This is a genomic window from Bradyrhizobium iriomotense, assembly GCF_030160715.1.
GTDB lineage: Bacteria > Pseudomonadota > Alphaproteobacteria > Rhizobiales > Xanthobacteraceae > Bradyrhizobium > Bradyrhizobium iriomotense.
In genome coordinates, this window is sequence record NZ_BSOW01000024.1 from 138,540 (window position 1) to 160,015 (window position 21,476).

21 protein-coding genes and 1 riboswitch are annotated in these 21,476 nt (G+C 65.5%); of the genes, 12 read left to right on the forward strand and 9 right to left on the reverse strand.

Annotated elements, in window-relative coordinates; all coding sequences use genetic code 11:
* Positions 1–103: 103 nt before the first annotated feature.
* The 3 genes from argH to lysA all read left to right on the forward strand — a co-directional run bounded on the left by argH (position 104) and on the right by lysA (position 3,177).
* The gene (gene argH, locus QQL28_RS30275; RefSeq protein ID WP_284271397.1) at positions 104–1,501 is read left to right on the forward strand and encodes an argininosuccinate lyase; all 1,398 of its coding nucleotides are present in this window, start codon (positions 104–106) and stop codon (positions 1,499–1,501) included.
* A 93-nt stretch (positions 1,502–1,594) separates the two neighbouring features.
* A complete protein-coding gene (lptM, locus tag QQL28_RS30280; protein WP_284271399.1) occupies positions 1,595–1,888 on the forward strand; it encodes an LPS translocon maturation chaperone LptM in 294 nt (97 codons plus the stop codon).
* Between the two features lie 23 nt (positions 1,889–1,911).
* Positions 1,912–3,177: a diaminopimelate decarboxylase gene (lysA, locus tag QQL28_RS30285; RefSeq protein ID WP_284271401.1), complete on the forward strand. Its 1,266-nt coding sequence runs from the start codon at positions 1,912–1,914 to the stop codon at positions 3,175–3,177.
* Between the two features lie 206 nt (positions 3,178–3,383).
* Here the strand turns inward: lysA and QQL28_RS30290 are convergent, their stop codons facing one another.
* Together QQL28_RS30290 and QQL28_RS30295 are read right to left on the reverse strand one after the other, a co-directional pair.
* Positions 3,384–4,274, reverse strand: coding sequence for an NAD(P)-dependent oxidoreductase (locus QQL28_RS30290; RefSeq protein WP_284271403.1), 891 nt, complete (start codon positions 4,272–4,274; stop codon positions 3,384–3,386).
* 118 nt (positions 4,275–4,392) lie between these two features.
* Positions 4,393–4,776, reverse strand: a complete 384-nt coding sequence (locus tag QQL28_RS30295) for a carboxymuconolactone decarboxylase family protein (RefSeq protein WP_284271405.1) — start codon at positions 4,774–4,776, stop codon at positions 4,393–4,395.
* A gap of 174 nt (positions 4,777–4,950) precedes the next feature.
* Here QQL28_RS30295 and QQL28_RS30300 point away from each other — a divergent pair, with 174 nt between their 5' ends.
* Positions 4,951–7,572 (forward strand): TIGR02302 family protein, encoded by a 2,622-nt coding sequence (locus QQL28_RS30300; RefSeq protein WP_284271408.1) that lies wholly within the window; start codon positions 4,951–4,953, stop codon positions 7,570–7,572.
* A 216-nt stretch (positions 7,573–7,788) separates the two neighbouring features.
* Here QQL28_RS30300 and QQL28_RS30305 read toward each other — a convergent pair whose 3' ends face one another.
* Both QQL28_RS30305 and QQL28_RS30310 read right to left on the reverse strand, forming a co-directional pair.
* On the reverse strand, positions 7,789–8,163 hold the full coding sequence (locus tag QQL28_RS30305) for a response regulator (RefSeq protein WP_284271411.1): 375 nt from the start codon (positions 8,161–8,163) through the stop codon (positions 7,789–7,791).
* A 34-nt stretch (positions 8,164–8,197) separates the two neighbouring features.
* Positions 8,198–9,058, reverse strand: coding sequence for an MJ0042-type zinc finger domain-containing protein (locus QQL28_RS30310; RefSeq protein WP_284271414.1), 861 nt, complete (start codon positions 9,056–9,058; stop codon positions 8,198–8,200).
* A 160-nt stretch (positions 9,059–9,218) separates the two neighbouring features.
* On the opposite strand from QQL28_RS30310, the gene ftsE reads away from it, so the two are divergent.
* The 4 genes from ftsE to QQL28_RS30330 all read left to right on the forward strand — a co-directional run bounded on the left by ftsE (position 9,219) and on the right by QQL28_RS30330 (position 12,403).
* Positions 9,219–9,878, forward strand: a complete 660-nt coding sequence (gene ftsE, locus QQL28_RS30315; protein ID WP_027522156.1) for a cell division ATP-binding protein FtsE — start codon at positions 9,219–9,221, stop codon at positions 9,876–9,878.
* A complete protein-coding gene (locus QQL28_RS30320; protein WP_284271419.1) occupies positions 9,871–10,839 on the forward strand; it encodes a cell division protein FtsX in 969 nt (322 codons plus the stop codon). The genes ftsE and QQL28_RS30320 overlap by 8 nt, the downstream gene beginning before the upstream one ends.
* A 77-nt stretch (positions 10,840–10,916) precedes the next feature.
* Positions 10,917–11,621: a YdcF family protein gene (locus QQL28_RS30325; RefSeq protein WP_284271421.1), complete on the forward strand. Its 705-nt coding sequence runs from the start codon at positions 10,917–10,919 to the stop codon at positions 11,619–11,621.
* Positions 11,622–11,629: 8 nt separating this feature from the next.
* On the forward strand, positions 11,630–12,403 hold the full coding sequence (locus QQL28_RS30330) for a lysophospholipid acyltransferase family protein (protein WP_284271422.1): 774 nt from the start codon (positions 11,630–11,632) through the stop codon (positions 12,401–12,403).
* On the opposite strand, the gene QQL28_RS30335 is transcribed toward QQL28_RS30330, so the two are convergent.
* Positions 12,400–13,011, reverse strand: coding sequence for a gamma-glutamylcyclotransferase (locus tag QQL28_RS30335; RefSeq protein WP_284271424.1), 612 nt, complete (start codon positions 13,009–13,011; stop codon positions 12,400–12,402). The genes QQL28_RS30330 and QQL28_RS30335 overlap by 4 nt on opposite strands.
* Positions 13,012–13,121: 110 nt before the next feature.
* Here QQL28_RS30335 and QQL28_RS30340 point away from each other — a divergent pair, with 110 nt between their 5' ends.
* Positions 13,122–14,312, forward strand: coding sequence for a DUF2125 domain-containing protein (locus QQL28_RS30340; protein ID WP_284271426.1), 1,191 nt, complete (start codon positions 13,122–13,124; stop codon positions 14,310–14,312).
* Positions 14,313–14,418: 106 nt separating this feature from the next.
* Here QQL28_RS30340 and QQL28_RS30345 read toward each other — a convergent pair whose 3' ends face one another.
* Genes QQL28_RS30345 through QQL28_RS30355 form a run of 3 tightly spaced genes read right to left on the reverse strand, consistent with a single transcriptional unit; the run spans position 14,419 to position 17,331 of the window.
* Positions 14,419–15,354 carry a prephenate/arogenate dehydrogenase family protein gene (locus QQL28_RS30345; protein WP_284271428.1) on the reverse strand — a complete coding sequence of 312 codons (936 nt, stop codon included), beginning with the start codon at positions 15,352–15,354 and terminating at the stop codon, positions 14,419–14,421.
* Positions 15,351–16,451 carry a histidinol-phosphate transaminase gene (gene hisC / locus QQL28_RS30350; RefSeq protein ID WP_284271430.1) on the reverse strand — a complete coding sequence of 367 codons (1,101 nt, stop codon included), beginning with the start codon at positions 16,449–16,451 and terminating at the stop codon, positions 15,351–15,353. The genes QQL28_RS30345 and hisC overlap by 4 nt, the downstream gene beginning before the upstream one ends.
* A 34-nt stretch (positions 16,452–16,485) precedes the next feature.
* On the reverse strand, positions 16,486–17,331 hold the full coding sequence (locus QQL28_RS30355; protein ID WP_284271433.1) for a chorismate mutase: 846 nt from the start codon (positions 17,329–17,331) through the stop codon (positions 16,486–16,488).
* A gap of 191 nt (positions 17,332–17,522) precedes the next feature.
* Positions 17,523–17,602: riboswitch (SAM riboswitch) on the forward strand.
* Positions 17,603–17,692: 90 nt separating this feature from the next.
* On the opposite strand from QQL28_RS30355, the gene metX reads away from it, so the two are divergent.
* Positions 17,693–18,892, forward strand: coding sequence for a homoserine O-acetyltransferase MetX (gene metX / locus QQL28_RS30360; RefSeq protein WP_284271437.1), 1,200 nt, complete (start codon positions 17,693–17,695; stop codon positions 18,890–18,892).
* A 2-nt stretch (positions 18,893–18,894) separates the two neighbouring features.
* A complete protein-coding gene (metW, locus tag QQL28_RS30365; RefSeq protein ID WP_284271439.1) occupies positions 18,895–19,557 on the forward strand; it encodes a methionine biosynthesis protein MetW in 663 nt (220 codons plus the stop codon).
* A 114-nt stretch (positions 19,558–19,671) separates the two neighbouring features.
* On the opposite strand, the gene QQL28_RS30370 is transcribed toward metW, so the two are convergent.
* A complete protein-coding gene (locus QQL28_RS30370) occupies positions 19,672–20,538 on the reverse strand; it encodes an alpha/beta fold hydrolase (protein ID WP_284271441.1) in 867 nt (288 codons plus the stop codon).
* Between the two features lie 199 nt (positions 20,539–20,737).
* On the opposite strand from QQL28_RS30370, the gene QQL28_RS30375 reads away from it, so the two are divergent.
* Positions 20,738–21,370 carry a TIGR02594 family protein gene (locus QQL28_RS30375; protein WP_284271442.1) on the forward strand — a complete coding sequence of 211 codons (633 nt, stop codon included), beginning with the start codon at positions 20,738–20,740 and terminating at the stop codon, positions 21,368–21,370.
* Positions 21,371–21,476 lie beyond the last annotated feature (106 nt).

Here is a 21,476-nt window from a genome sequence, read left to right on the forward strand (position 1 = left end):
CCGGTCGCAGATATGGCTATCAGGGGCCTCTTAATACGGCTGGCTGCGGCCAGCAAACCTGCGGCACAGGCCGCAGCGAGCAGCAAGGCGTGAGCAGGGGATCATGAGCAACAAGATGTGGGGCGGCCGGTTCTCGGAACGTCCCGACGAGATCATGGAGGAAATCAACGTCTCCATCGACGTCGATCGTCACCTCTTCGCCCAGGACATTGCCGCGTCCAAGGCCCATGCCGCGATGCTCGCCGCTCAAGGCATCATCACGGCCTCTGATGCGAAAAATATCGGCAAGGGTCTAGACACGATTTTGTCAGAGATCGGCAAGGGCGGCTTCACGTTCAAGCGCGCGCTTGAGGACATCCATATGAATGTCGAGAGCCGCCTGTCCGAGCTGATCGGCCCCGCCGCCGGCCGCCTGCACACCGCACGCTCGCGCAACGACCAGGTCGCGACCGACTTCCGCCTTTATGTCCGCGATGTCATCGACGAGACCGATGCGGCGCTCGCTGCGTTCCAACAGGCGCTGGTGGAACGCGCGCTGGAACATGCCGCAACCGTCATGCCCGGCTTTACGCACTTGCAGACCGCGCAGCCCGTCACCTTCGGCCACCATCTGCTCGCCTATGTCGAGATGGCCGCGCGCGATCGCGGCCGCTTTCAGGATGCCCGCAAGCGGCTGAATGAATCTCCGCTGGGTGCCGCCGCGCTCGCCGGTACCTCGTTCCCGATCGACCGCCACGCCACCGCGAAAGCGCTTCTCTTCGACCGGCCGATGGCGAATTCGCTCGATGCGGTCTCCGACCGCGACTTCGTGCTGGAGACGCTCTCCGCGGCCTCGATCTGTGCCGTGCACATGTCGCGCTTTGCGGAAGAGATCGTGATCTGGACCTCGCCGCTCGTGGGCCTCATCCGCCTCAGCGACAAGTTCACCACCGGCTCCTCGATCATGCCGCAGAAGCGCAACCCTGACGCCGCCGAGCTCGTGCGCGCCAAGACGGGGCGCGTCATCGGTGCGCTCAGCGGCCTCCTGATCGTGATGAAGGGCCTGCCGCTCGCCTATCAAAAGGACATGCAGGAGGACAAGCAGGGCGCGATGGAGGGTTTTGCCGCGCTGTCGCTCGCGATCCGCGCCATGACGGGCATGGTCCGCGACCTCGTGCCGGATGAAGCCAAGATGAAGGCGGCGGCGGGGGAGGGCTATGCCACTGCGACCGATCTTGCCGACTGGCTGGTGCGGACGCTGAAAATGCCGTTCCGCGAGGCCCATCACGTCACCGGCCGCATCGTGGCGAAGGCCGCGAGCGATGGCGTCGCGCTCCATGAGCTTCCGCTCGAGGAAATGCAGGCGATCGAGCCGAAGATTACGAAGGACGTGCTCGGCGTGCTCTCGGTCGAATCGTCGGTGAAGAGCCGCACCAGCTTTGGCGGTACCGCGCCGAAGAACGTGACGGCTCAGGCCAAGGCCTGGGCGAAGCGCTTGGAAAAAGAGCGAAAATCGGGCTGAGGGCAAAATTTCGCTTGTTTTTCATGGTCATCCGGCTCTCGCCAGAGCGCGCCAATCTCTGTATGGTGCGGCCCGCGTAGTGGGGATCTCGTCGTGACGTCAAAGTTTCGCCCGACCGGCTCGGGGTGGGCCATCATTGTCTTGAGCCTGAGCGCGCTGGCGCTGGCCGGCTGCGGCCGCAAGGGGCCGCTCGATCTGCCGCCGACCGCCTCCAACGCGTCCACGGCGAACGTTGCCCCGGCTCCCACCGACACGGAGACCGAGGCCCAGAAGACGCCGAGCGTGTTCAATCCCACCTATGGTTCGGATGCTGCGCCCGCCGCTGCCAAGGGCAAGAAGAAATCGTTTGTCCTCGACCCGCTGCTGGACGAAAAGCCTGGCAAGTGAGCCGGGATCACTGAGCGAACGCCATGAACCATTTCGACTACCGCAACGGCGTCCTGCACGCCGAAGCGGTGAACCTTTCCGACCTCGCCGCGACCGTCGGCACGCCCTTCTATTGCTACTCGACCGCGACGCTCGAGCGGCATTACCGCGTCTTCACGGATGCTTTCGCCGGCGAGAAGGTTCTGGTCTGCTACGCCATGAAGGCGAACTCCAACCAGTCGGTGCTGCGCACGCTGGCCAAGCTTGGCGCTGGCGCCGATGTGGTCTCTGGCGGCGAGTTGAAGCGCGCGCTCGCTGCCGGTATCCCCGCTAGCAAGATCCTGTTCTCCGGCGTCGGCAAGACCGAGACCGAGCTGCGCGCGGCGCTCGCCGCCGATATCCTCTGCATCAACGTCGAATCCGAGCCCGAGCTCGAGCTGCTGTCACGGCTCGCCAGCGAGATGGGCAAGACCGCGCGCATCTCCGTGCGCGTCAATCCGGACGTCGACGCCGGCACGCACGCAAAAATCTCCACCGGCAAGTCCGAGAACAAGTTCGGTATCCCGATCGTCCACGCCCGTCAGGTGTATGCGCGGGCAGCCAAGCTGCCCGGCATCGAGGTGACCGGCACCGACGTGCATATCGGCAGCCAGATCACCGATCTCTCCAAGATGGAGATCGCGTTCCGCATCCTCGCCGAATTCGTCCAGGCGCTGCGCGCCGACGGCCACAACATCTCGCATGTCGATTTCGGCGGGGGCCTCGGCATTCCCTACTACATGGACCGCGAGGCGCCGCCCGCGCCCGCCGCCTATGCCGCCATGGTCAGGCGCATCACGCACAATCTCGGCTGCACGCTGATGTTCGAGCCGGGCCGCATGATCGTCGGCAATGCCGGCATCCTGGTCACGAAGGTGATCTATGTGAAGCACGGCGACGGCAAGAACTTCGTCGTCATCGACGCTGCGATGAACGACCTGATCCGTCCGACGCTGTATGAAGCCCATCACGACATCCTGCCGGTGACGCAGCCCGCCGCGGGCGCGCCGACGATTTTGGCCGACGTCGTCGGCCCGGTCTGCGAGACCGGCGACTACCTCGCGCTCGACCGCACGCTGCCGACGCCGAAGCCGGGCGATCTGCTCGCGATCATGACCGCCGGCGCCTACGGTGCCGTGCAGGCCGGCACGTACAATACGCGGCCGCTGGTGCCGGAGGTGCTGGTCAAGGGCGATCAGTACGCGGTGGTGCGCCCCCGCATCGACGTCGAGCAGCTCATTGCGATGGACAAGCCGGCGCCGTGGCTGTGACCGGTTAGAGCAGTACACCCCCGCCTCCTTCCCCAGTGTCGTCCTGGCGAAAGCCAGGGACCCATTACCCCAGGGATTGATTTGGCGCGAAGCTACTAACCGCGGGTCTTCGCCAAACTCCTTTCTGTGGTAATGGGTGCTGGATCTGCGCTTCGCTTGTCCGAGGGGATTGGTTTGCAAGCGAAAGCTACCTCCCCGCCAACCCGTCACCTCTTCCCGCCAACCACAACCCCCGCCTTCCTCTCGATCGGCTTGATCGCCGCTGTGAAATCCGAGGCTGCGCCTTCCTCGCTGATCACGGTCTCCCAGAGACGCCCGACAGCATCCGCGACCTCCATCGACAGGCCGAGCTGCTTCATCTCCTCCAGCGCCAGCCGCACGTCCTTCACCATCAGCCCCGTCGCGAAGCCGAAGTCGAAGCTGCGCGGCAGGACCGAACGCGGAAACTTGTCGCGGCTTGCGGTATTCATGCCGGAGCCCGCATTGATGACGTCGATCATCACGGCCGGATCGAGCCCGGCCTTCACGCCCATCACCACCGCTTCCGATGTCGCCACGATCGCGGTCGCCGAGAGGAAATTGTTCGCAAGCTTCATGGTCTGGGCCGCGCCCGGCTTCTCGCCGATGAAAAACACCTTTCCGATCACGTCGAGCGCGGCCTTGATGGTCTCGAACTCGCTCCGCGGTCCCGACACCATCACGGCCAGCGTGCCCTTCTCCGCGCCGCCGACGCCGCCGGAGACGGGGCTGTCGATCTGGACGATGTCGCGTTTCGCCAGCAGGCCGTGAATCTTCACCGCCATCTGCGAGCCGACGGTCGACAGGTCGACGAAGCGCTTGATGCGCTTGCCTTCGATCACGCCGTTCGCATCGGTGGCGACCTCGAGCGAGGCTTGCAGCGACGGCAGGCTCGCCATCACGGTCTCGACCTGGTCGGCGACATCCTTCGGCGATGTTGCGGCCTTCGCACCGCGCGCGACCAGCGTGTCGAGGACCTCATTTCGCGTATCGAACGCAACGAGCCGATGCCCCGCCTCGACGAGCCGCCGCGCCATCGGAAACCCCATGTTTCCGAGGCCGATGAATCCAATGTCCATGGTGTTTCCTTGTGTTTGTTGTTGTTGTCGAGACCGGAGCTCCAACCCTCGGTGTCGTCCTGGCTTTCGCCAGGACGACGTCGGAGCAATGCTGTTGCGTCCCTTGCAGCGCTAGACTTCACGCCTTGCCATCGATCTCCGCAAACACTTCGCGCGCGATGCGAAAGCTGTCGACCGCGGCCGGCATGCCGCCGTAGATCGCGACCTGCATCAGGATCTCGCGGATTTCGTCGCGGGTGACGCCGTTGGTCAGCGCGCCCTTAAGGTGCGCGCGGAACTCGTGCTGGCGGTTGAGGATCGCGATCATCGCGATGTTGAGCATGCTCCGGGTCTTGCGCGGCAGCTCCTCGCGGCCCCACACCGTGCCCCAGCAATATTCGTTGAGCATCTCCTGGAAGGGCCGGTTGAAGTCGTCGATGTTCTTCAGGGCATTGTTGACATAAGCCTCGCCCAGCACCGCTTTGCGAACTTCCAGCCCCTTGTCGTGCATCTTCTTGTCCATGGCCTTCCTCGTATCTTGTCTTGCCTGACGGATGGTGGCCGAACCTACGGTGCCGAACACAACCAGTCACGCCTTCGTGTTATGCACCGCTCGGGTGCGGGGTCCCGTAGAGGAACGGGTGCCTCAGTGCTGCCGTTGTGCTAGGGTGTCGTTCCAGGCAACTTGGAGAGCTGATTGAACGGCGTCACCCCCGACCCGTCAGACCCGATCCGCGATGGCGATGCTCTGTCGCGGTTGAAGCTGGCGCAGGCCCTCAAGCGGGCCACATATGCGATGGCCTGGGAGCGCGCCTGGCCGCATTTGGCGCGGTTTTTGACCGTTGTCGGATTGTTTCTGGTGGTATCCTGGGCTGGCCTCTGGCTGGCGCTGCCGTTCATCGCTCGCGCGGTCGGGCTTGGCCTGTTTGCCGTCGCCGCGCTCGCAGCCCTGTTCCCGCTGATTCGCTTCCGTTGGCCGAGCCGAGAGCAGGGCCTGAGCCGGCTGGACAACGGGTCCGGCATCCGCCACCGCCCGGCGACGACGCTCACCGACACCTTGAGCACGCAGGACCCGGTTGCCCAGGCGCTGTGGCAGGCGCAGCGCGAGCGCACGCTGGCCTCGCTCAAGCGCATCCGCGCCGGATTGCCGCATCCACGGCTCGCGATCCACGATCCCTGGGCGCTGCGCGGGCTCGTAATGGTGATGCTGGTTGCGACCTTCTTCGCCGCCGGCGACGAGCGCGCCATGCGCATGGGCGCCGTTTTCGACTGGAACGGCGTGCTGGCACCGACGAATGTTCGCGTCGACGCCTGGGTCACCCCGCCGGTCTACACCTCCAAGCCGCCGATCATCCTGTCGGCCGCCAACAGGGAGGCCGCCGCACTTCCCGCGAGCGGCCCGCTCGCCGTTCCCGCCGGCTCGACGCTGATCGTGCGCTCCTCCGGCGGCAGCCTCGATGTCGTGGTTTCCGGCGGCCTCAAGGAAGTTGCGCCGAACGAGCAGGCCCCGAAGGGCACCAACGAGAAGCATTTTGCCATCGCGAGCGACGGCACCGCGCATGTCCGCGCGCCCTCCGGCCAGCCGCAATGGAAGTTCGCCGCGACGCCCGACCGGCCGCCGACGATTTCACTGGCCAAGGATCCCGAGCGTCAGGCGAGGGGCGCGCTACAGCTTTCCTACAAGATCGAGGATGATTACGGCGTCACCGGCGCCGAGGCGCAATTCGCCGTGCGTCCGTCCGATGCCCAGAAGTCCGACGAGCAGAAGGCGGCGCCCCGGCCGCTGTTCCAGCCGCCGCAATTCGCACTCGTGTTGCCGAACGCGCGCACCCGCAACGGCCTCGGCCAGACCGTCAAGGACCTCAGCGAGGACCCCTACGCCGGCGCCGACGTCGCACTGACGCTGACCGCCAAGGACGAGGCGGGCAACGAGGCGAAGAGCGAGCCCTTCAACATGCGTTTGCCCGAGCGTCTCTTCACCAAACCGCTGGCGCGCGCGCTGATCGAGCAGCGCCGCATCCTGGCGCTCGATGCCAACAAGAACTCCGACGTCTATGCCGCGATCGATGCGCTGATGATTGCGCCGGAATTGTTCACGCCGGAGACCGGGCAGTATCTCGGCCTCTACACCATCGCGAGGCAGCTCGAGGCTGCCCGCACTGACGATGCGCTGCGCGACGTCGTCGCAAGCCTCTGGGCGCTTGCGGTGACGATCGAGGACGGCAACATCACCGATGTCGACAAGGCGCTGCGCGCGGCGCAGGACGCGCTCAAGCAGGCGCTGGAGCGCGGCGCGAGCGACGAGGAGATCAAGAAGCTCACCCAGGATCTGCGTCAGGCGCTGGACAATTTCATGCGCCAGCTCGCCGAGCAGTTCCGCAACAATCCGCAGCAGCTCGCCCGGCCGCTTGATCCCAACACGAAGGTCATGCGCCAGCAGGATCTCAACAACATGATCGACCGCATGGAGCGCCTGTCGCGCTCCGGCGACAAGGATGCGGCCAAGCAATTGCTCGACCAGCTCCAGCAGATGCTGGAGGGTCTTCAGATGGCGCAGCCGGGCCAGAGCGGCGAGAGCGACATGGAGCAGGCGCTCAACGAGCTCGGCGACATGATCCGCAAGCAGCAGCAATTGCGCGACAAGACCTTCAAGCAGGGCCAGGATTCCCGGCGCGAACGCAATCGCGGCAAGCAGGGCCAGCAGGGCGATCAGTCGATGTCCGACCTGCAGCAGGATCAGCAGGCGCTGCGCGATCGGCTGAAGAAGCTTCAGGACGAACTCGCCAAGCGCGGCCTCTCCCAGAATGGCCAAAAGGGTCAGAAGGGCCAGAAAGGCCAGCAGGGACAACAGGGCGAGCCGGGCCAGCAGGGTCAGGGCCAGGGCGGCGATCAGGATGCCGACCAGGGCGATGATGACGGCGGTCTCGATACAGCCGACAACGCCATGGGCGATGCCGGCAACAAGCTCGGCGAAGGCAATGCCGACGGTGCCGTGGACTCGCAAGGCAAGGCGCTCGACGCGCTGCGCAAGGGCGCGCAGAAGATGGCCGAGGCCATGCAGCAGGGCGATGGCGACGGCCAGGGCGATGGCCCCGGCAATCGCGCCGGCCGTCAGCAGAGCGGCGGCAACCAGACCGACCCGCTCGGCCGTCCCTTGCACGGCCGCGAGTTCAGCGACGACTACACGGTGAAGATCCCCGGCGAGATCGACGTCCAGCGCGCCCGCCGCATCCTCGAAGAGCTCCGCCGCCGCTTAGGGGACCCCTCGCGGCCGCAGATCGAGCTCGACTATCTCGAGCGCCTGCTGAAGGATTTTTGAGGCGACGTCATCGCGGATATCCTGCGACGCGCGCTTTTGGCACGCCCACACACTCCGTGTCATCGCCCGGCTTGACCGGGCGATCCAGCATTCCAGAGACGGCAGTGATTCAACCGAGAGGCTGCGGCGTACTGGATGCCCCGGCTTGACCAGGTCAAGCCGGGGCATGACAGCGGTGATCGAGGCGAAGACGACACTGATGGTGTAGCGGCCGCGCTACCCCTTCTTCGCCGCGAGCGCATCGGCGACTGCGGTGCGGATATCGGCCACCGAAAACGGCTTCGTCACCACGTCATGCACCAGCGCATTCAGGTTCGAGGCGCGCTCGCGCTGATCGGCAAAGCCGGTCATCAGCAAGATCGTCAGGTCCGGAAAATCGCGCGCGGCCGAGAGTGCGAGCGCGATGCCGTCCATCACGGGCATCTGGATGTCGGTCAGCAGAAGGTCGAATGCGCCGTCCTCCCGCGTGAGGATTTCCAGCGCTTCGGCGCCGTCCTGCGCGGTGACGGTCTGGTGGCCGTCCATGGCGATGGCACGCGCCACCAGCATGCGCATGGACTCCTCGTCATCGGCGATCAACACCTTTGGCATCGGGCCAAACCTTTGCGGAAGCCGGCAGCCCCGATTACGCGCTGCCGCCGGCGATGTCACGCCGGTTGAAGAAACGAATATCGATATTGCGGCCTTCAGGTGGCGGCGAGGCCAGGCGCGACTTGAAGAGGGCGCGCTCGCCGGGATGCAGCACGGTCTGCTCCAGCACTGCGTTCCAGGCGTAGATCTCGGCGCCTTGCGCGTCACGCACCGAGAAACGCAGCCGCGGGATGTCGACCGCCTTCTTGGTCTCGCCGACGATCGCGCCTTCGATCACCAGCACCTGCTTGCCGTCCACGGTCTCTGAAGTCACCTTGACGTCCCTAAAGGCGAGGCCGCGCAGATTCACTTCCAGGCCGACCAGCTTGTAGAACGCCGCGGTCTGCGGCAGCAGCCGGACCATGTCGGCGCGCCAGACCATGAGCGCAATAGCCAGCGCGCCCATGGCCGCGCAGGCGGTCGGCAGGCCGAAAGTGGACTTTCGCGCCGGCCGGCTCGCCGGACGGGCAATCCGGGCGCGGCGGCGGAACAGCCCGCGGAACCAGGACTGGTGCGGCTCTCCGGCCAATTCGTGGTCGGCGGCCGCGGCCTCCGACCAGTCGTCGTCCTTGGTCTCCTCGGTGGGCCAGTCGCTGGCGATCGAAGGGCTGTCGACCACCGGCGCATCGGCAGCGTTCTCCCGGGCGTAGCTGTTCCACTGCTCGGCGACGTCGGACTGATCCTCCCCCTGGCTCGCCGCGGCCATGGCCGGCACCTGAACTTCCTCAACGGCGTCCTCGGGCCGCGCCACCCAGGTCTCCTTGCAGCGGGAGCAGCGCACCGTGCGCCCATTCGCCCCAAGGCTTGCGAGCTTGATGGCGTAGGATGTCGTACAATGGGGGCAAACGATGTGCATGGACCGGCCTCGGCGATGACCCGATCGTGCGGAACCGGGCTCTTTCGATGCTACAAGGCGACCGTTAACGAATCGGAAACCATAACGGCGCACAAGGCTTTCATCGCGTGTGGCAGAGTTATGCGGCGTGCGTCGCGCCCCACCTCGAACGGAGCTGAGCTTGGTTCGGTTCGAAAATGTCGGATTGCGTTACGGTCTGGGGCCGGAGATTCTGCGCGACCTGAGCTTCCAGATCCCGGCGCACTCCTTCCAGTTCCTCACCGGCCCTTCCGGCGCCGGCAAGACGTCGCTGCTGCGCCTCTTATTCCTGTCGCTACGGCCGACGCGCGGCCTCGTCAATCTGTTCGGCCACGACATCTCGCTGCTCGGCAAGGACGAGATCGCCGACTTGCGCAAGCGCATCGGCATCGTGCTCCAGGACTTTCGCCTGCTCGACCACATGACGACCTATGAGAACGTCGCGCTGCCGTTCCGCGTGATGGGTCGCAGCGAATCCAGCTACCGCAAGGAGGTCATCGATCTCCTGCGCTGGGTCGGGCTCGGCGAGCGCATGGACGCGCTGCCGCCGATCCTGTCGGGCGGCGAGAAGCAGCGCGCGGCGATCGCGCGCGCGGTGATCTCGCGGCCGCAGCTTCTGCTGGCGGACGAGCCGACCGGCAGCGTGGATCCGACGCTCGGTCGCAGGCTGCTGCGGCTGTTCATCGAGCTCAACAAATCCGGCACCGCCGTCATCATTGCGACCCACGATATCGGGTTGATGGACCAGTACGAGGCGCGCCGGCTCGTGCTGCACCAGGGACGACTGCACGTCTATGAATAGGACCGACGAGCGCGGCGTCTTTGTCGACCTCGGACAGGAGCGTCCGCAGGTCCCCGCGAAAGCGCGCAACATGTCGCCGATCGTGCCGCGCGCCTCGATCCACGGCCGCGCGCTGGTCGCGGTCGTCGCGATCATGACCTTCCTTGCCTCGATGACCACCGGCACGGTGCTGCTGGTGAGCGCGTCGGCGGCCGAATGGCAGTCGGATGTCGCGAGCGAAATCACCATCCAGGTCCGCCCCCAGGCCGGGCGCGACATCGAGCGCGACACCGCCGCGGTGACGGAAGCGATGCGCGCGCAGCCGGGTATCGTCGAGGTCAAGCCGTTCAGCAAGGACGAATCCGGCAAGCTGCTCGAGCCCTGGCTCGGCACCGGCCTGTCGATGGACGATCTTCCGGTGCCGCGCATGATCATTGCCCGCGTGCAGCCGGGGACAGTGCTCGATCTCGCCGTCTTGCGCGGTCGCGTGGCGCAGGTCGCCCCAAGCGCGAGCGTCGACGATCACCGCGCCTGGATCGAGCGCATGCGCTCGATGACTAACGCCACTGTGCTCGCCGGCCTCGGCATCCTCGCGCTCGTCATCGTCGCGACCATCATCTCGGTGTCGTTCGCAACGCGCGGTGCGATGGCCGCCAACCGCCCGATCGTCGAGGTCCTGCATTTCGTCGGCGCCGGCGACCGCTACATCGCCAACCGCTTCCTGCGGCATTTCCTTCGCCTGGGCTTAGAGGGCGGCGTGATCGGCGGTGGCATCGCCATGCTGTTGTTCGGCTTCTCCGAGTCGATCGCCGGCTGGTTCTCCGGCACCCCGGTCGGCGACCAGTTCGCCGCCCTGCTCGGCACCTTCTCGCTGCGGCCGTCGGGCTACGTCGTGCTCGCGGTGCAGGCGGTCCTGATCGGCGCGATCACGGCGGTGGCGTCGCGTCAGACGCTGTTCGCGACGCTGAACGATGTCGAGTAGAGCCCGGCAGGCGAAACCGGACTCCACTTCGTCTCAAAACGTCCTAAAATCACCTGGGGAAGGGACCACCACATCGCATGACCTCGCCGACCGACGATCGATCGCCGAAGTTGCCGCACGGCTGGCTGCGTGCGGCCGTCGTGTCGACGCTCGCGTTCGTCTTCGTCGGTGCGGCGGCGGGTTTCGTCGCGTTCCTGTCCCAGATGCGCGGCGCCGAGCTTGCGCCGGACCATAAGGCGGACGGCATCGTGGTCCTGACCGGCGGATCGTCGCGGGTGTCGGATGCGATGGAGCTGCTCGCGGCGGGCTACGGCAGGCGGCTCCTGATCTCCGGCGTGCACCCGACCTCCACGGTCAGCGATATCTCGCGGACGCTGCCGGAGAACCAGTCCTACATGCGCTGCTGCGTCGATCTCGGCCGCTATGCGGTCTCGACCCGCGGCAATGCGGCGGAGACGCGGCGCTGGGCGCATGAGCGCGGCTTCAAGTCGCTGATCGTGGTGACCTCGAACTATCACATGCCGCGCGCGCTGGTGGAATTCTCGCACGCGATGCCGGAGATCACGCTGATCCCGTTTGCGGTGGTCGGCGACAAATGGCGGGAGGAACCATGGTGGACCTCGTCCTCGACGCTGCGGCTCCTGTTGTCGGAGTATGTCAAGTATGTTGCCGCCGAGCTGCGCGTGCGGCTCGAGGATTTCGGGATTGACCTTTCGCCCGAAGTGTCGGAGCAGCCTTCTGGCGTGCAGCCGAAACGGCCCACTACCGCACAGGCCAATTAGGATCGTTGATGTTCTTGCTCTTCCTGCGTTCGCTCGTTTTCAACGTGCTGTTCTACGCCGTCCTGGTGTTCTGGGCGATCATTGCGCTGCCGACCTTCCTGATGTCGCCCCGCGCGATGCTGACGGTCGCGGAATGGTGGGCGAACTCGACGCTGTTCCTGATGCGGGTGATCTGCAACATCAAGGTGGAATTCAGAGGCGTGGAGAAGATCCCGACAGGGCCGCTGGTGATCGCGTCAAAGCACCATTCGTTCTGGGAGACGTTCGCGCTGCTGCGCTTCTTCGACCGGCCGATCTTCATCCTGAAGCGCCAGCTCATGCACATTCCGGTGTTCGGTCAGTTCCTGGGCAAGACCGGCATGATCGCGATCGATCGCAGCGCCGGCGTCAAGGCGCTCCTGGACATGACGCGGCGTGCGCGCGATGCGGTGCGCTCCGGCCGCCAGCTCGTGATCTTCCCGGAGGGCACCCGCCGCGCGCCAGGCGCGCCGCCGGACTACAAGACCGGCTTCGCTCAGATCTATTCGGCCTGCGGCGTGCCGTGCCTTCCCGTCGCGCTCAACTCCGGCCTGTTCTGGCCGCGCCGCACCTTCATGCGTTATCCCGGCACGCTAGTGGTGCAATTTCTGGATCCGCTGCCGCCGGGGCTGCCGAAGGATGAGTTCATCGCGCGCGTTCGTGACGCGATCGAGGAGGCCACGGGGCGCATCGTCGAAGCCGGACGGAAGGAGCAGGAGCTGCTCATCGGTAGCGCACCGAGCTACGTGGCTTCAAGCAGCTAGCGCTCGTCGCGCTCGTTGGCCGGAGCCGGGTGTCGCAGGGAATGGGCATCGTCGTGCAGCATTGCCGCAAGCTGATGGAGCTGCGTATCGCGAAAACCTTCGGCCTCGATCGCCTTCACGGTCGCGGTGACGTAGTCGCGGTTGGCGCCGGACTGGCCGCGGCCTTGCAACACGTGGCGGTGCTGCTCGGCAAGCGACAGGCGTCCCGCATATTGCACGTGGCCGCGATCGACGACGTAGGCGAGCGCACTGACACGCTGCCGCGCATCGTTCTCCAGCCACACCGAGCGCATCACCTCGCGATAGACCGAAGTGACCTGCTCACGCTGGCGCAAATAGGCGACGACCTCGGCGCGGCTCTTGGCAGCGACGCGGAAGGCGATGCCGCGGCAGGCGCCGCCGCGGTCGAGCCCGAGCACGAGGCCCGGCTTCTCTGGCGTGCCGCGATGGACGAAGGAATAGACGCAGAGCGCGCGATGCTCGCCGACGAGCCGAGCCGGCACGCGCTCCTCGAACGCGAAGCCCGGGCGCCACATCAGCGAGCCATAGCCAAACACCCAGAGGTCGCCGGCAGCCGTCGTGATGGAGGGGAGGGTGATCTCGGACATGTTTGGCACCGCTACCAGAGCCCGCCGCCCAAGCGAAGCGAATTCTCCGCCTTTCGCCGAAGGGCGACCTCGCTTACATTTGCCAAAATCTGGGGTCAAAGGGTCGCCGCATGTCTGATATGACCGTTGCCGCCAGCCGGCGCCCCCGTTCCCGTTGGGGCCTTTTCATCGCACCCGTCCTCCTCCTGATCCTTGCAGTCGCCTGGAGCGGTTTCTGGTTCTATGCCACCTCGCAGGCCGAAGTGGCCGCCGACGCCTGGCGCGCCCAGGAGGCCAAGTCGGGCCGCATCTATGATTGCGCCAGGCGCTCGATCGCCGGTTTCCCGTTCCGGTTCGAGGTGCAGTGCTCCGGCGCCAGCGTGTCGCTGGTCTCGCAGACCGCGAGCAAGACCCCGTTCACGGCCAAGCTCGACAACATCCTGGTCGTCGCCCAGGTCTATGATCCCAAGCTCGTGATCGCCGAATTCACCGCGCCGGCGACGCTGACCGACGGCGTGACGCAGACCTCCTTCGTGGTGAACTGGAGCAAGGGTCGCAGCAGCGTGGTCGGCCTGCCGGCCGTGCCGGATCACGCCTCGATCGTGTTCGACGATCCCACCATCAATCGCGTCGACGGCTCGGTGCAGGTGCCGGTTGCCAAGGCCAAGCTGGTCGAACTGCACGGGCGCCTTGCGGAAGGGTCGTCGCGCGACAACCCCATCATTGAAACCGTGGTCCAGATCGCGCAAGGCAGCATCCAGGGCGTGCATCCGCTGCTGGCTGAGCCGTTCGAAGCGGGCGTGCGCTCGAAGATTACGGGGCTGAAGGACCTGACGCCAAAGCCGTGGCCGCAGCGTTTCCGCGAGCTCCAGGCCGCCGGCGGCCATATCGAGATCGTGCAGTCGCGCATCCAGCAGGGCGAGATGATCGCGGTCGCCGCCGGCACGCTCGGCATCTCGCCGAACGGCCGCCTCGACGGCGAATTGCAGATGACGGTGGCGGGCCTCGAGCGCGTGATCCCCGCGCTTGGTATCGATAAAATGCTCGAAGAGGGCGTGCCGCAGGCAACGCTCGACCGCGTCGCGCCGGGTGTGAAGTCGCAGGACCTCAACAACCTGTTCGGCGCGCTCGACCGCGCAATTCCCGGCCTCGGCAAGGTGGTGAAGCAGAATGCCAATGTCGGCGTCGCCGCCGGCATCAATGCGCTCGGCACCGAAAGCACCCTGGAAGGCAAGAAGGCGCGCAGCTTCCCGCTGCGCTTCGCCGATGGCGCCGTGATGCTCGGCGCGCTGAAGGTCGCGCAGCTCCCGCCGCTGTATTGACCCCGTCATTGCGAGCGAAGCGAAGCAATCCAGAAAGCTTCTGCTGGGCCAGTCTGGATTGCTTCGTCGCTTCGCTCCTCGCAATGACGGAGGAGAGACTTGGCGTCTACTGCTTCGTCAGCGGAGGATGCGGGCGGCCGAAGTCCGGCGCGGCCGAATCCTGGCCGATCTCGACGATGCCGCGGCGGATGGCGCGGGTGCGGGTGAAGTGGTCGAACAGCGCTTCACCGTCGCCGCGGCGGATCGCACGCGTGAGCTTGGCAAGGTCCTCGTTGAAGGTGCCGAGCATCTCGAGCACGGCCTCCTTGTTGGCGAGGAACACGTCGCGCCACATCGTCGGATCGGACGCCGCGATGCGCGTGAAGTCGCGAAAACCGCCGGCGGAGAACTTGATCACCTCGGATTCCGTCACCTGTTGCAGCTCATCGGCCGTGCCGACGATGGTGTAGGCGATCAGATGCGGCAGATGGCTGGTGATCGCGAGCACGAGATCATGATGATCCGGTGTCATGATCTCGACCTTGGCGCCGAGCGCGGCCCAGAACGCGCGCAATCGATCGACGGCGGCAGCGTCGACGCCCTCCGGCGGCGTGAGGATGCACCAGCGGTTGATGAACAGCTCGGCGAAGCCGGAATCCGGGCCCGAATGCTCGGTGCCCGCCACAGGATGCGCCGGTACAAAGTGAATGCCCTGCGGCAGATGCGGCGCCATGTCCCTGACGATCGCACCCTTCACCGAGCCGACGTCCGAGATGATCGCGCCGGGCTTTAGATGCGCTGCGATCTCCTGCGCCACCGGGCCGCAGGCGCCGACGGGAATGCAGAGGATGACGAGGTCGGCGTCCTTCACGGCCTCGACATTGGTTGCGACCACGTGGTCGACGATGCCGAGCTCCGCGACGCGGGCCCGCGTCTTCTCCGAGCGTGCCGTGGTGACGATCTCGGAAGCCAGGCCCTGGAGCTTTGCCGCGCGCGCGATCGAGCCACCGATCAGGCCGAAGCCGATCAGAGCAACGCGCTGGAAGTGCGGGGCGACGCTCATTTGCCGCCGCCCATGAAGTCGCGCAGGCCCTGAACCACGAGGCGGTTGGCTTCCTCGGTGCCGACGGTCATGCGCAGTGAATGGGGCAGGCCGTAATTCTTCAGCGCGCGCAGCACCAGTCCGCGCTTGGTCAGGAAGGCGTCGGCTTCGTCCGAGGTCTTGCCTTTCTCGGCCGGAAAATGGATCAGCACGAAGTTCGCAACGCTCGGCGTCACCTTCAGCCCGAGCTTGCCGATCTCCTCGGTCAGCCAGTTGCGCCAGGTCTCGGTGAACTGCTTCGACATCTGCTGATGCGCGGTATCCTCGATCGCGGCAACCGCGGCATACATCGCCGGCGTCGAGACGTTGAACGGACCACGGATGCGGTTGACGGCATCGATGATATGCGCAGGACCGAACATCCAGCCGATGCGCAGCGCGGCGAGGCCGTGGATCTTGGAGAAGGTATGGGTCACGACCGTGTTCTCGGTGGTCGCGACCAGCTCGATCCCCATTTCGTAGTCGTTACGCGACACGTAGTCGCAATAGGCGGCGTCGAGCACGAGCAGCACGTGCGACGGCAGGCCCGCGCGCAGGCGCTTGACCTCGTCGAACGGCAGATAGGTGCCGGTCGGGTTGTTGGGGTTGGCGAGCCAGACGAGCTTGGTGCGCGGCGTCACCGCCTTCAGGATGGCGTCGACGTCGGCGGTGAAGTTCGACTCCGCCGCCACGATGTTCCTGGCACCGTTCGCCATGGTCGCGATCGGGTAGACCAGGAAGCCGTGTGCGGTGGAGATCGCTTCATCGCCCTGGCTGAGATAGGTGTGCGCGAGCAGATTGAGGATCTCATCCGAGCCGGCGCCGCAGATGATGCGGTCGGGATCGAGACCATAGGTGCGGCCGATCGCTTCGCGCAGCACGCGCGAGGTGCCTTCCGGATAGTCCTCCAGATGCGTCGCCACATGCGTGAAGGCCTCGATCGCCTTGGGCGAGGGCCCGAACGGCGTCTCGTTCGCCGACAGTTTGAACACCTTGCGGCCCGGTTCCGGCACGGGGCTCTTGCCGGGCGTATAGGGCGCAATATCGAGAATGCCGGGATTCGGCACGGGGCGTGACATCTTGGACTCCGGAATGGCGGGACGGATCGAAATCTTAGGATCTCGTCCCGGTCGGGGGCACCGTATAGCGCGTTGCGTGGCCGCCGACGAGAGCCGACGAACGGACCGAGGCGCCAGCCCGGATCAGGGCCATCTTGATTGTCTCGAACCCAATGCCGGCCTCCGACACCAACAGCGCCGCGCCGTCGAATGCAGTATCGGGCACCGCGACGATGTCGGCGAGTGGCGCCAGCGCCCTCGCCGTGTCGGCGTTCCAGCCGGACACGCGCACGCTCCAGGTCTGGACCTCCGTGACCATGGCGTCATCGGCGACCCGCGAGATCACGAAGACGGGCAGCGCGGCCGGATGGTCGGCGCGCTCGAGGAATGGCAGCCGCGCGATGATTTTCGGCGCGCCCTCGGCCTCGAGCTCACTCCACCACGGCGTGCGGCTCGAGATCGCCGAGACCAGCGCCAAATCGCCCTTCGATTTCGCCAGCGCCTCGACGGCGGCCTGCGCGCTGAAATGCGGCACATAGGGCGTGGTGAAGCCGAAATGGAATCGCGCCGAATCCCGCATTGCGGACTCGCCGACCGAGACGTCGGCATGCACCGAGAACGGCGCCTGCACATACGTGAAGGTCGAGATGATGACGCGCCAGATGCTCTCGATAGTGTCGAGCGGCAGGATGCCGCGATGGCGCTCGACGAGGCGGCGCATCATGCTGGCCTCGCGTGCCGGCCGGAACGCCGAGCCGACTTCCTGCGTCTGCTTGGCCTGAATCAGGCGATCGATGATGTCGCCGCGCTGCATCAACAGGCGATGCACCTGCTCGTCGATCGCGTCGATCTCCTTGCGCAATTCCTGGAGCGATGGTGGCGCGGGCGGACGCTGGGACATATCTGTCAGTCTGTCAGGGGCTCGTGAAAGGCGGATCGGCTGTGCCGGATCCGCGGGCGCTATGGGTCTTGATTAGGCAGGATGGACGCCGAAAGCAAAGAGAAATGACGGTCATTTCGCGTGACTTCGCAAGGCTCCCTTTGGTTAATCGGCGCCTCGGCTTGACGAAAACCGCGCCAGCAACTAGTTTTTGCCTGTTCCGTGGTCATTTGAGCCGGCCGGCTTGCAGCCACGTTAAAAAACTCGCTAAACAGGCCGGGGACGCATCCGATCCCGGCCGAACCTATCGTTCAGGCCGGGTTTTTCATGGCCTGATGTCAGCGGCGGCTTGAGGGCCGTCGCAAACGAGGTCGATGGTCAGATGGTTGGCGTCACGTCAGTACCGAGCCCCGCGATCGCCGAAGAGCGCTCGCACGAGGCGGATCATCCGAGTTCGCAGGTTGCGTATTTCGGCGCCGAGCAGCCGTTGTCGCTCGATTGCGGCATCGACCTCAGCCCGTTCCAGATCGCCTACCAGACCTATGGCGAGCTCAATGCCGAGCGTTCCAACGCCGTGCTGATCTGCCACGCGCTGACGGGCGACCAACACGTCGCGAACGTGCACCCCGTCACCGGCAAGCCTGGATGGTGGGAGACCCTGGTCGGGCCCGGCCGGCCCCTTGATCCCAGCCACTACTTCATCATCTGCGCCAACGTGATCGGTGGCTGCATGGGCTCGACGGGACCCGCCTCGCTCAATCCGGCGACGGGCAAGGTGTGGGGCCTTGATTTCCCGATCATCACCATCCCCGACATGGTGCGCGCGCAGGCGATGCTGATCGATCGCCTCGGCATCGACACGCTGTTTGCCGTGGTCGGCGGCTCGATGGGCGGCATGCAGGTGCTGCAATGGACCGCGGCCTATCCTGGCCGCGTGTTCTCCGCGCTCGCGATCGCCTGCTCGACGCGGCACTCCGCGCAGAACATCGCCTTCCACGAGCTCGGTCGTCAGGCCGTGATGGCCGATCCCGACTGGCACAACGGCCGCTATACCGATCACGGCATCCATCCGCATCGCGGGCTCGCGGTGGCGCGGATGGCCGCACACATCACCTATCTCTCGGATGCGGCGCTGCACCGCAAGTTCGGCCGGCGCATGCAGGACCGCGAGCTGCCGACGTTCTCGTTCGATGCGGATTTCCAGGTCGAGAGCTATCTGCGCTACCAGGGCTCGTCCTTCGTCGAGCGTTTCGATGCCAACAGCTATCTCTACCTGACGCGGGCGATGGACTATTTCGACATCGCCGGCGACCATGGCGGCGTGCTCGCGAAGGCGTTTGCCGGCGTGAAGACACGCTTCTGCGTGGTGTCCTTCACCAGCGACTGGCTGTTCCCGACCTCGGAATCGCGCGCGCTGGTGCACGCGCTCAACGCGTCGAGCGCGCGGGTGTCGTTCGCCGAGATCGAGACCGATCGCGGCCATGACGCCTTCCTGCTCGATGTCCCCGAATTCTTCGATATCTCCCGCGCCTTCCTGCAATCGGCGGGCAAGGCGCGCGGCCTCAACGGCAAGGGCGGCTAGCGATGTCTGTACAGGAAGTGCTGCCGCTCGACGGCCTTGCGGCTGAACAGGAAGGTCACTACCGCTCCGATCATCTGCTGGTCGCGGAGATGGTCAGGCGCGGCTCGAAGGTGCTCGACGTCGGCTGTGGCGACGGCGATCTGTTGCAGCTCCTGGAAAACCGCGGCATCGATGGCCGTGGCATCGAGCTGTCGCGCGAGGGCGTCAACCGCTGCGTCGCCAAGGGGCTCGCGGTGGTGCAGGGCGACGCTGACACCGACCTCATCAACTATCCGGACGACGCCTTCGACTACGTGATCCTGTCGCAGACACTTCAGGCGACGCGGCAGCCGAAGGTCGTGCTGGAAAATCTCCTGCGCATCGGCCACCGCGCCATCGTGTCGTTCCCGAACTTCGGCTACTGGAAGATGCGCTTGCAGCTCCTGATCGGCGGCCACATGCCGCGCACGGAGAATTTGCCGGCGACCTGGTACGACACCGCCAACATCCATTTCTGCACCATCAAGGATTTCGTCCAGCTCTGCGACGAGATCGGCGTGAAGATGGAGCGCGCCGAAGCGCTCGATCTCTACGGCCGCCCGCTGCGGCTCAGGCTGCCCTGGTGGGTGTGGAATCTGTTCGGCGAGCAGGGCGTGTTTTTGCTGAGTCGGGGCGGCGGTAAATAGTCTGCCGTCACTGCGAGGAGCGCAGCGACGAAGCAATCCAGAGTCTTTCCGCAGAGGGATTCTGGATTGCTTCGCTGCGCTCGCAATGACGGAGTACGCGGTGACGCCTTCGTACTAACTCACAGGCACCGACCTCGGATCGCGCACCGGCCAGCGGCCGGCTTCCACCAGCGTGATGAATCGCTCCACCGTTTCGTTGAATAGCGCGGGCTCCTCGAGATTGAGCACGTGGCCGGACTTCGGAAACATCGCGAGCCCGGCGGCCGGCAGATGTTTCTTCAGGAACAGGCTCGGCCCGACGCACGGATCATCCTCGTCGCCGCAGATGATCAGCGCCGCCGTCGCCACGCGCCTGATCGCATCCGTCAAGGTGTAGATCGAGGGACGGCCGCCCTGGAAGCCGCGCATGGTATTGGCCGAGCCCCTGGAATCATGCCGCGCGAGTGCGGCGTAGAAATCCGCGTGGCCGCGCGGATCCTTCACCAGGAAGGGAATCCGGCTCGGCGCCTCGCGCGTGACTTTCGCAACTTCCGCGGAGCCCAGCGTTTCGAACTGCTCGGCGTTGGCGCGGCACTGCTTGCGCCAGGCGTCGAGATTGTCGAGCTCCGAGCCTGAACCGACGCCGGCCAGCGTCATCGACAGCGCACTCTGCGGCGAACTCAATCCGATCTGAAGCGACGAATAGGCGCCCATCGAAAGCCCGACGAGATGTGCCTTGTCAATGCCGAGATGATCGAGCACCGCCAGCGCGTCGGTGTAGAAGTGCTTGTAAGTGTAGACGTCGGCTGACGCGGGCACGTCTGACGGCGCATAGCCGCGCGCCGAGTAGCTGATGCAGCGATGGCCGCGTGAGAAGTATCGCATCTGCGGCTCCCAATTGGTGTAGTCGGCCGCGAATTCGTGCAGAAAGATGATCGGCGTGCCGAGGCCTGCTTCCTCGAAGTAGAGGCGGCAAGCGTCCTTCGTCGTCGCGTAAGGCATGAAGGTCCTCCCGGCACGGTTGCGGCATTGGAATGCCGTTCTGCATTTCACGCATGATGGTTCTAACACCTGTTAACCGGTGCGCAAAATCTCAGCGGCCGTGGTCTTGATCTCGCCACATCAAAATTCTGATACGCCGGGCGGATGTCGGCCACCGCACGGGCCGACGGGGATTGGGGGTGTCAACGAAGGATGAAGAATGTTTGAGTTGTTTGCGTTCGGCCGGCTGCGTCACGTCATCGCGCTGGCTCTCTTCTCCGCGGCGTTCGCCGCATCTATCTCTCCAGCATCGGCACGGCCTCATCGTCACAGCGCAGAGCGGCATGCTTACGTGCACCATGCCGGCAGGCATCATCACTACGCACGCAGCTCGCGCTTCGAGCGCGGCGCCGCGCAGTTGCAGGCGAACGGCTTCACGAACACGCAGGCCAGCTATGACCCGAGCGCGAACAGCGGCGGCACGGCGGCGGGCGGCTTCGGTGGTGGCTCGGGCCTCGTCTCGGAAGCGCGCCGTTATCTCGGCGGCAACCCGACCGGGCGCGGCAGCCTGTGGTGCGCGCGCTTCATGAACATGGTGTTGCAACACACCGGTCATCAAGGGACCGGCTCCGATATGGCGAATTCGTTCGCGCGTTACGGAACGCGTGTCTCCGGTCCGCAGGTCGGCGCCATCGCAGTGATGTCGCGCGGAGGCCGGGGCGGCCATGTCGGCATCATCACCGGCATCGACGCGCAGGGCAATCCGATCATGATCTCCGGCAACAACGGCAACCGCGTCCGCGAGGCGTCGGTCTCGCGCGGTCGGATCTATGCGTATGTGATGCCGAACTGAGGTGAGAGATTCGTAGCAACCATAAGAACGTGTGATCGCCCGTACTGGTCTAGCGTGACACCGTGCTCGCGGCCGTCAAGGACGGCCTGGCAGCTGCGGAGGACGG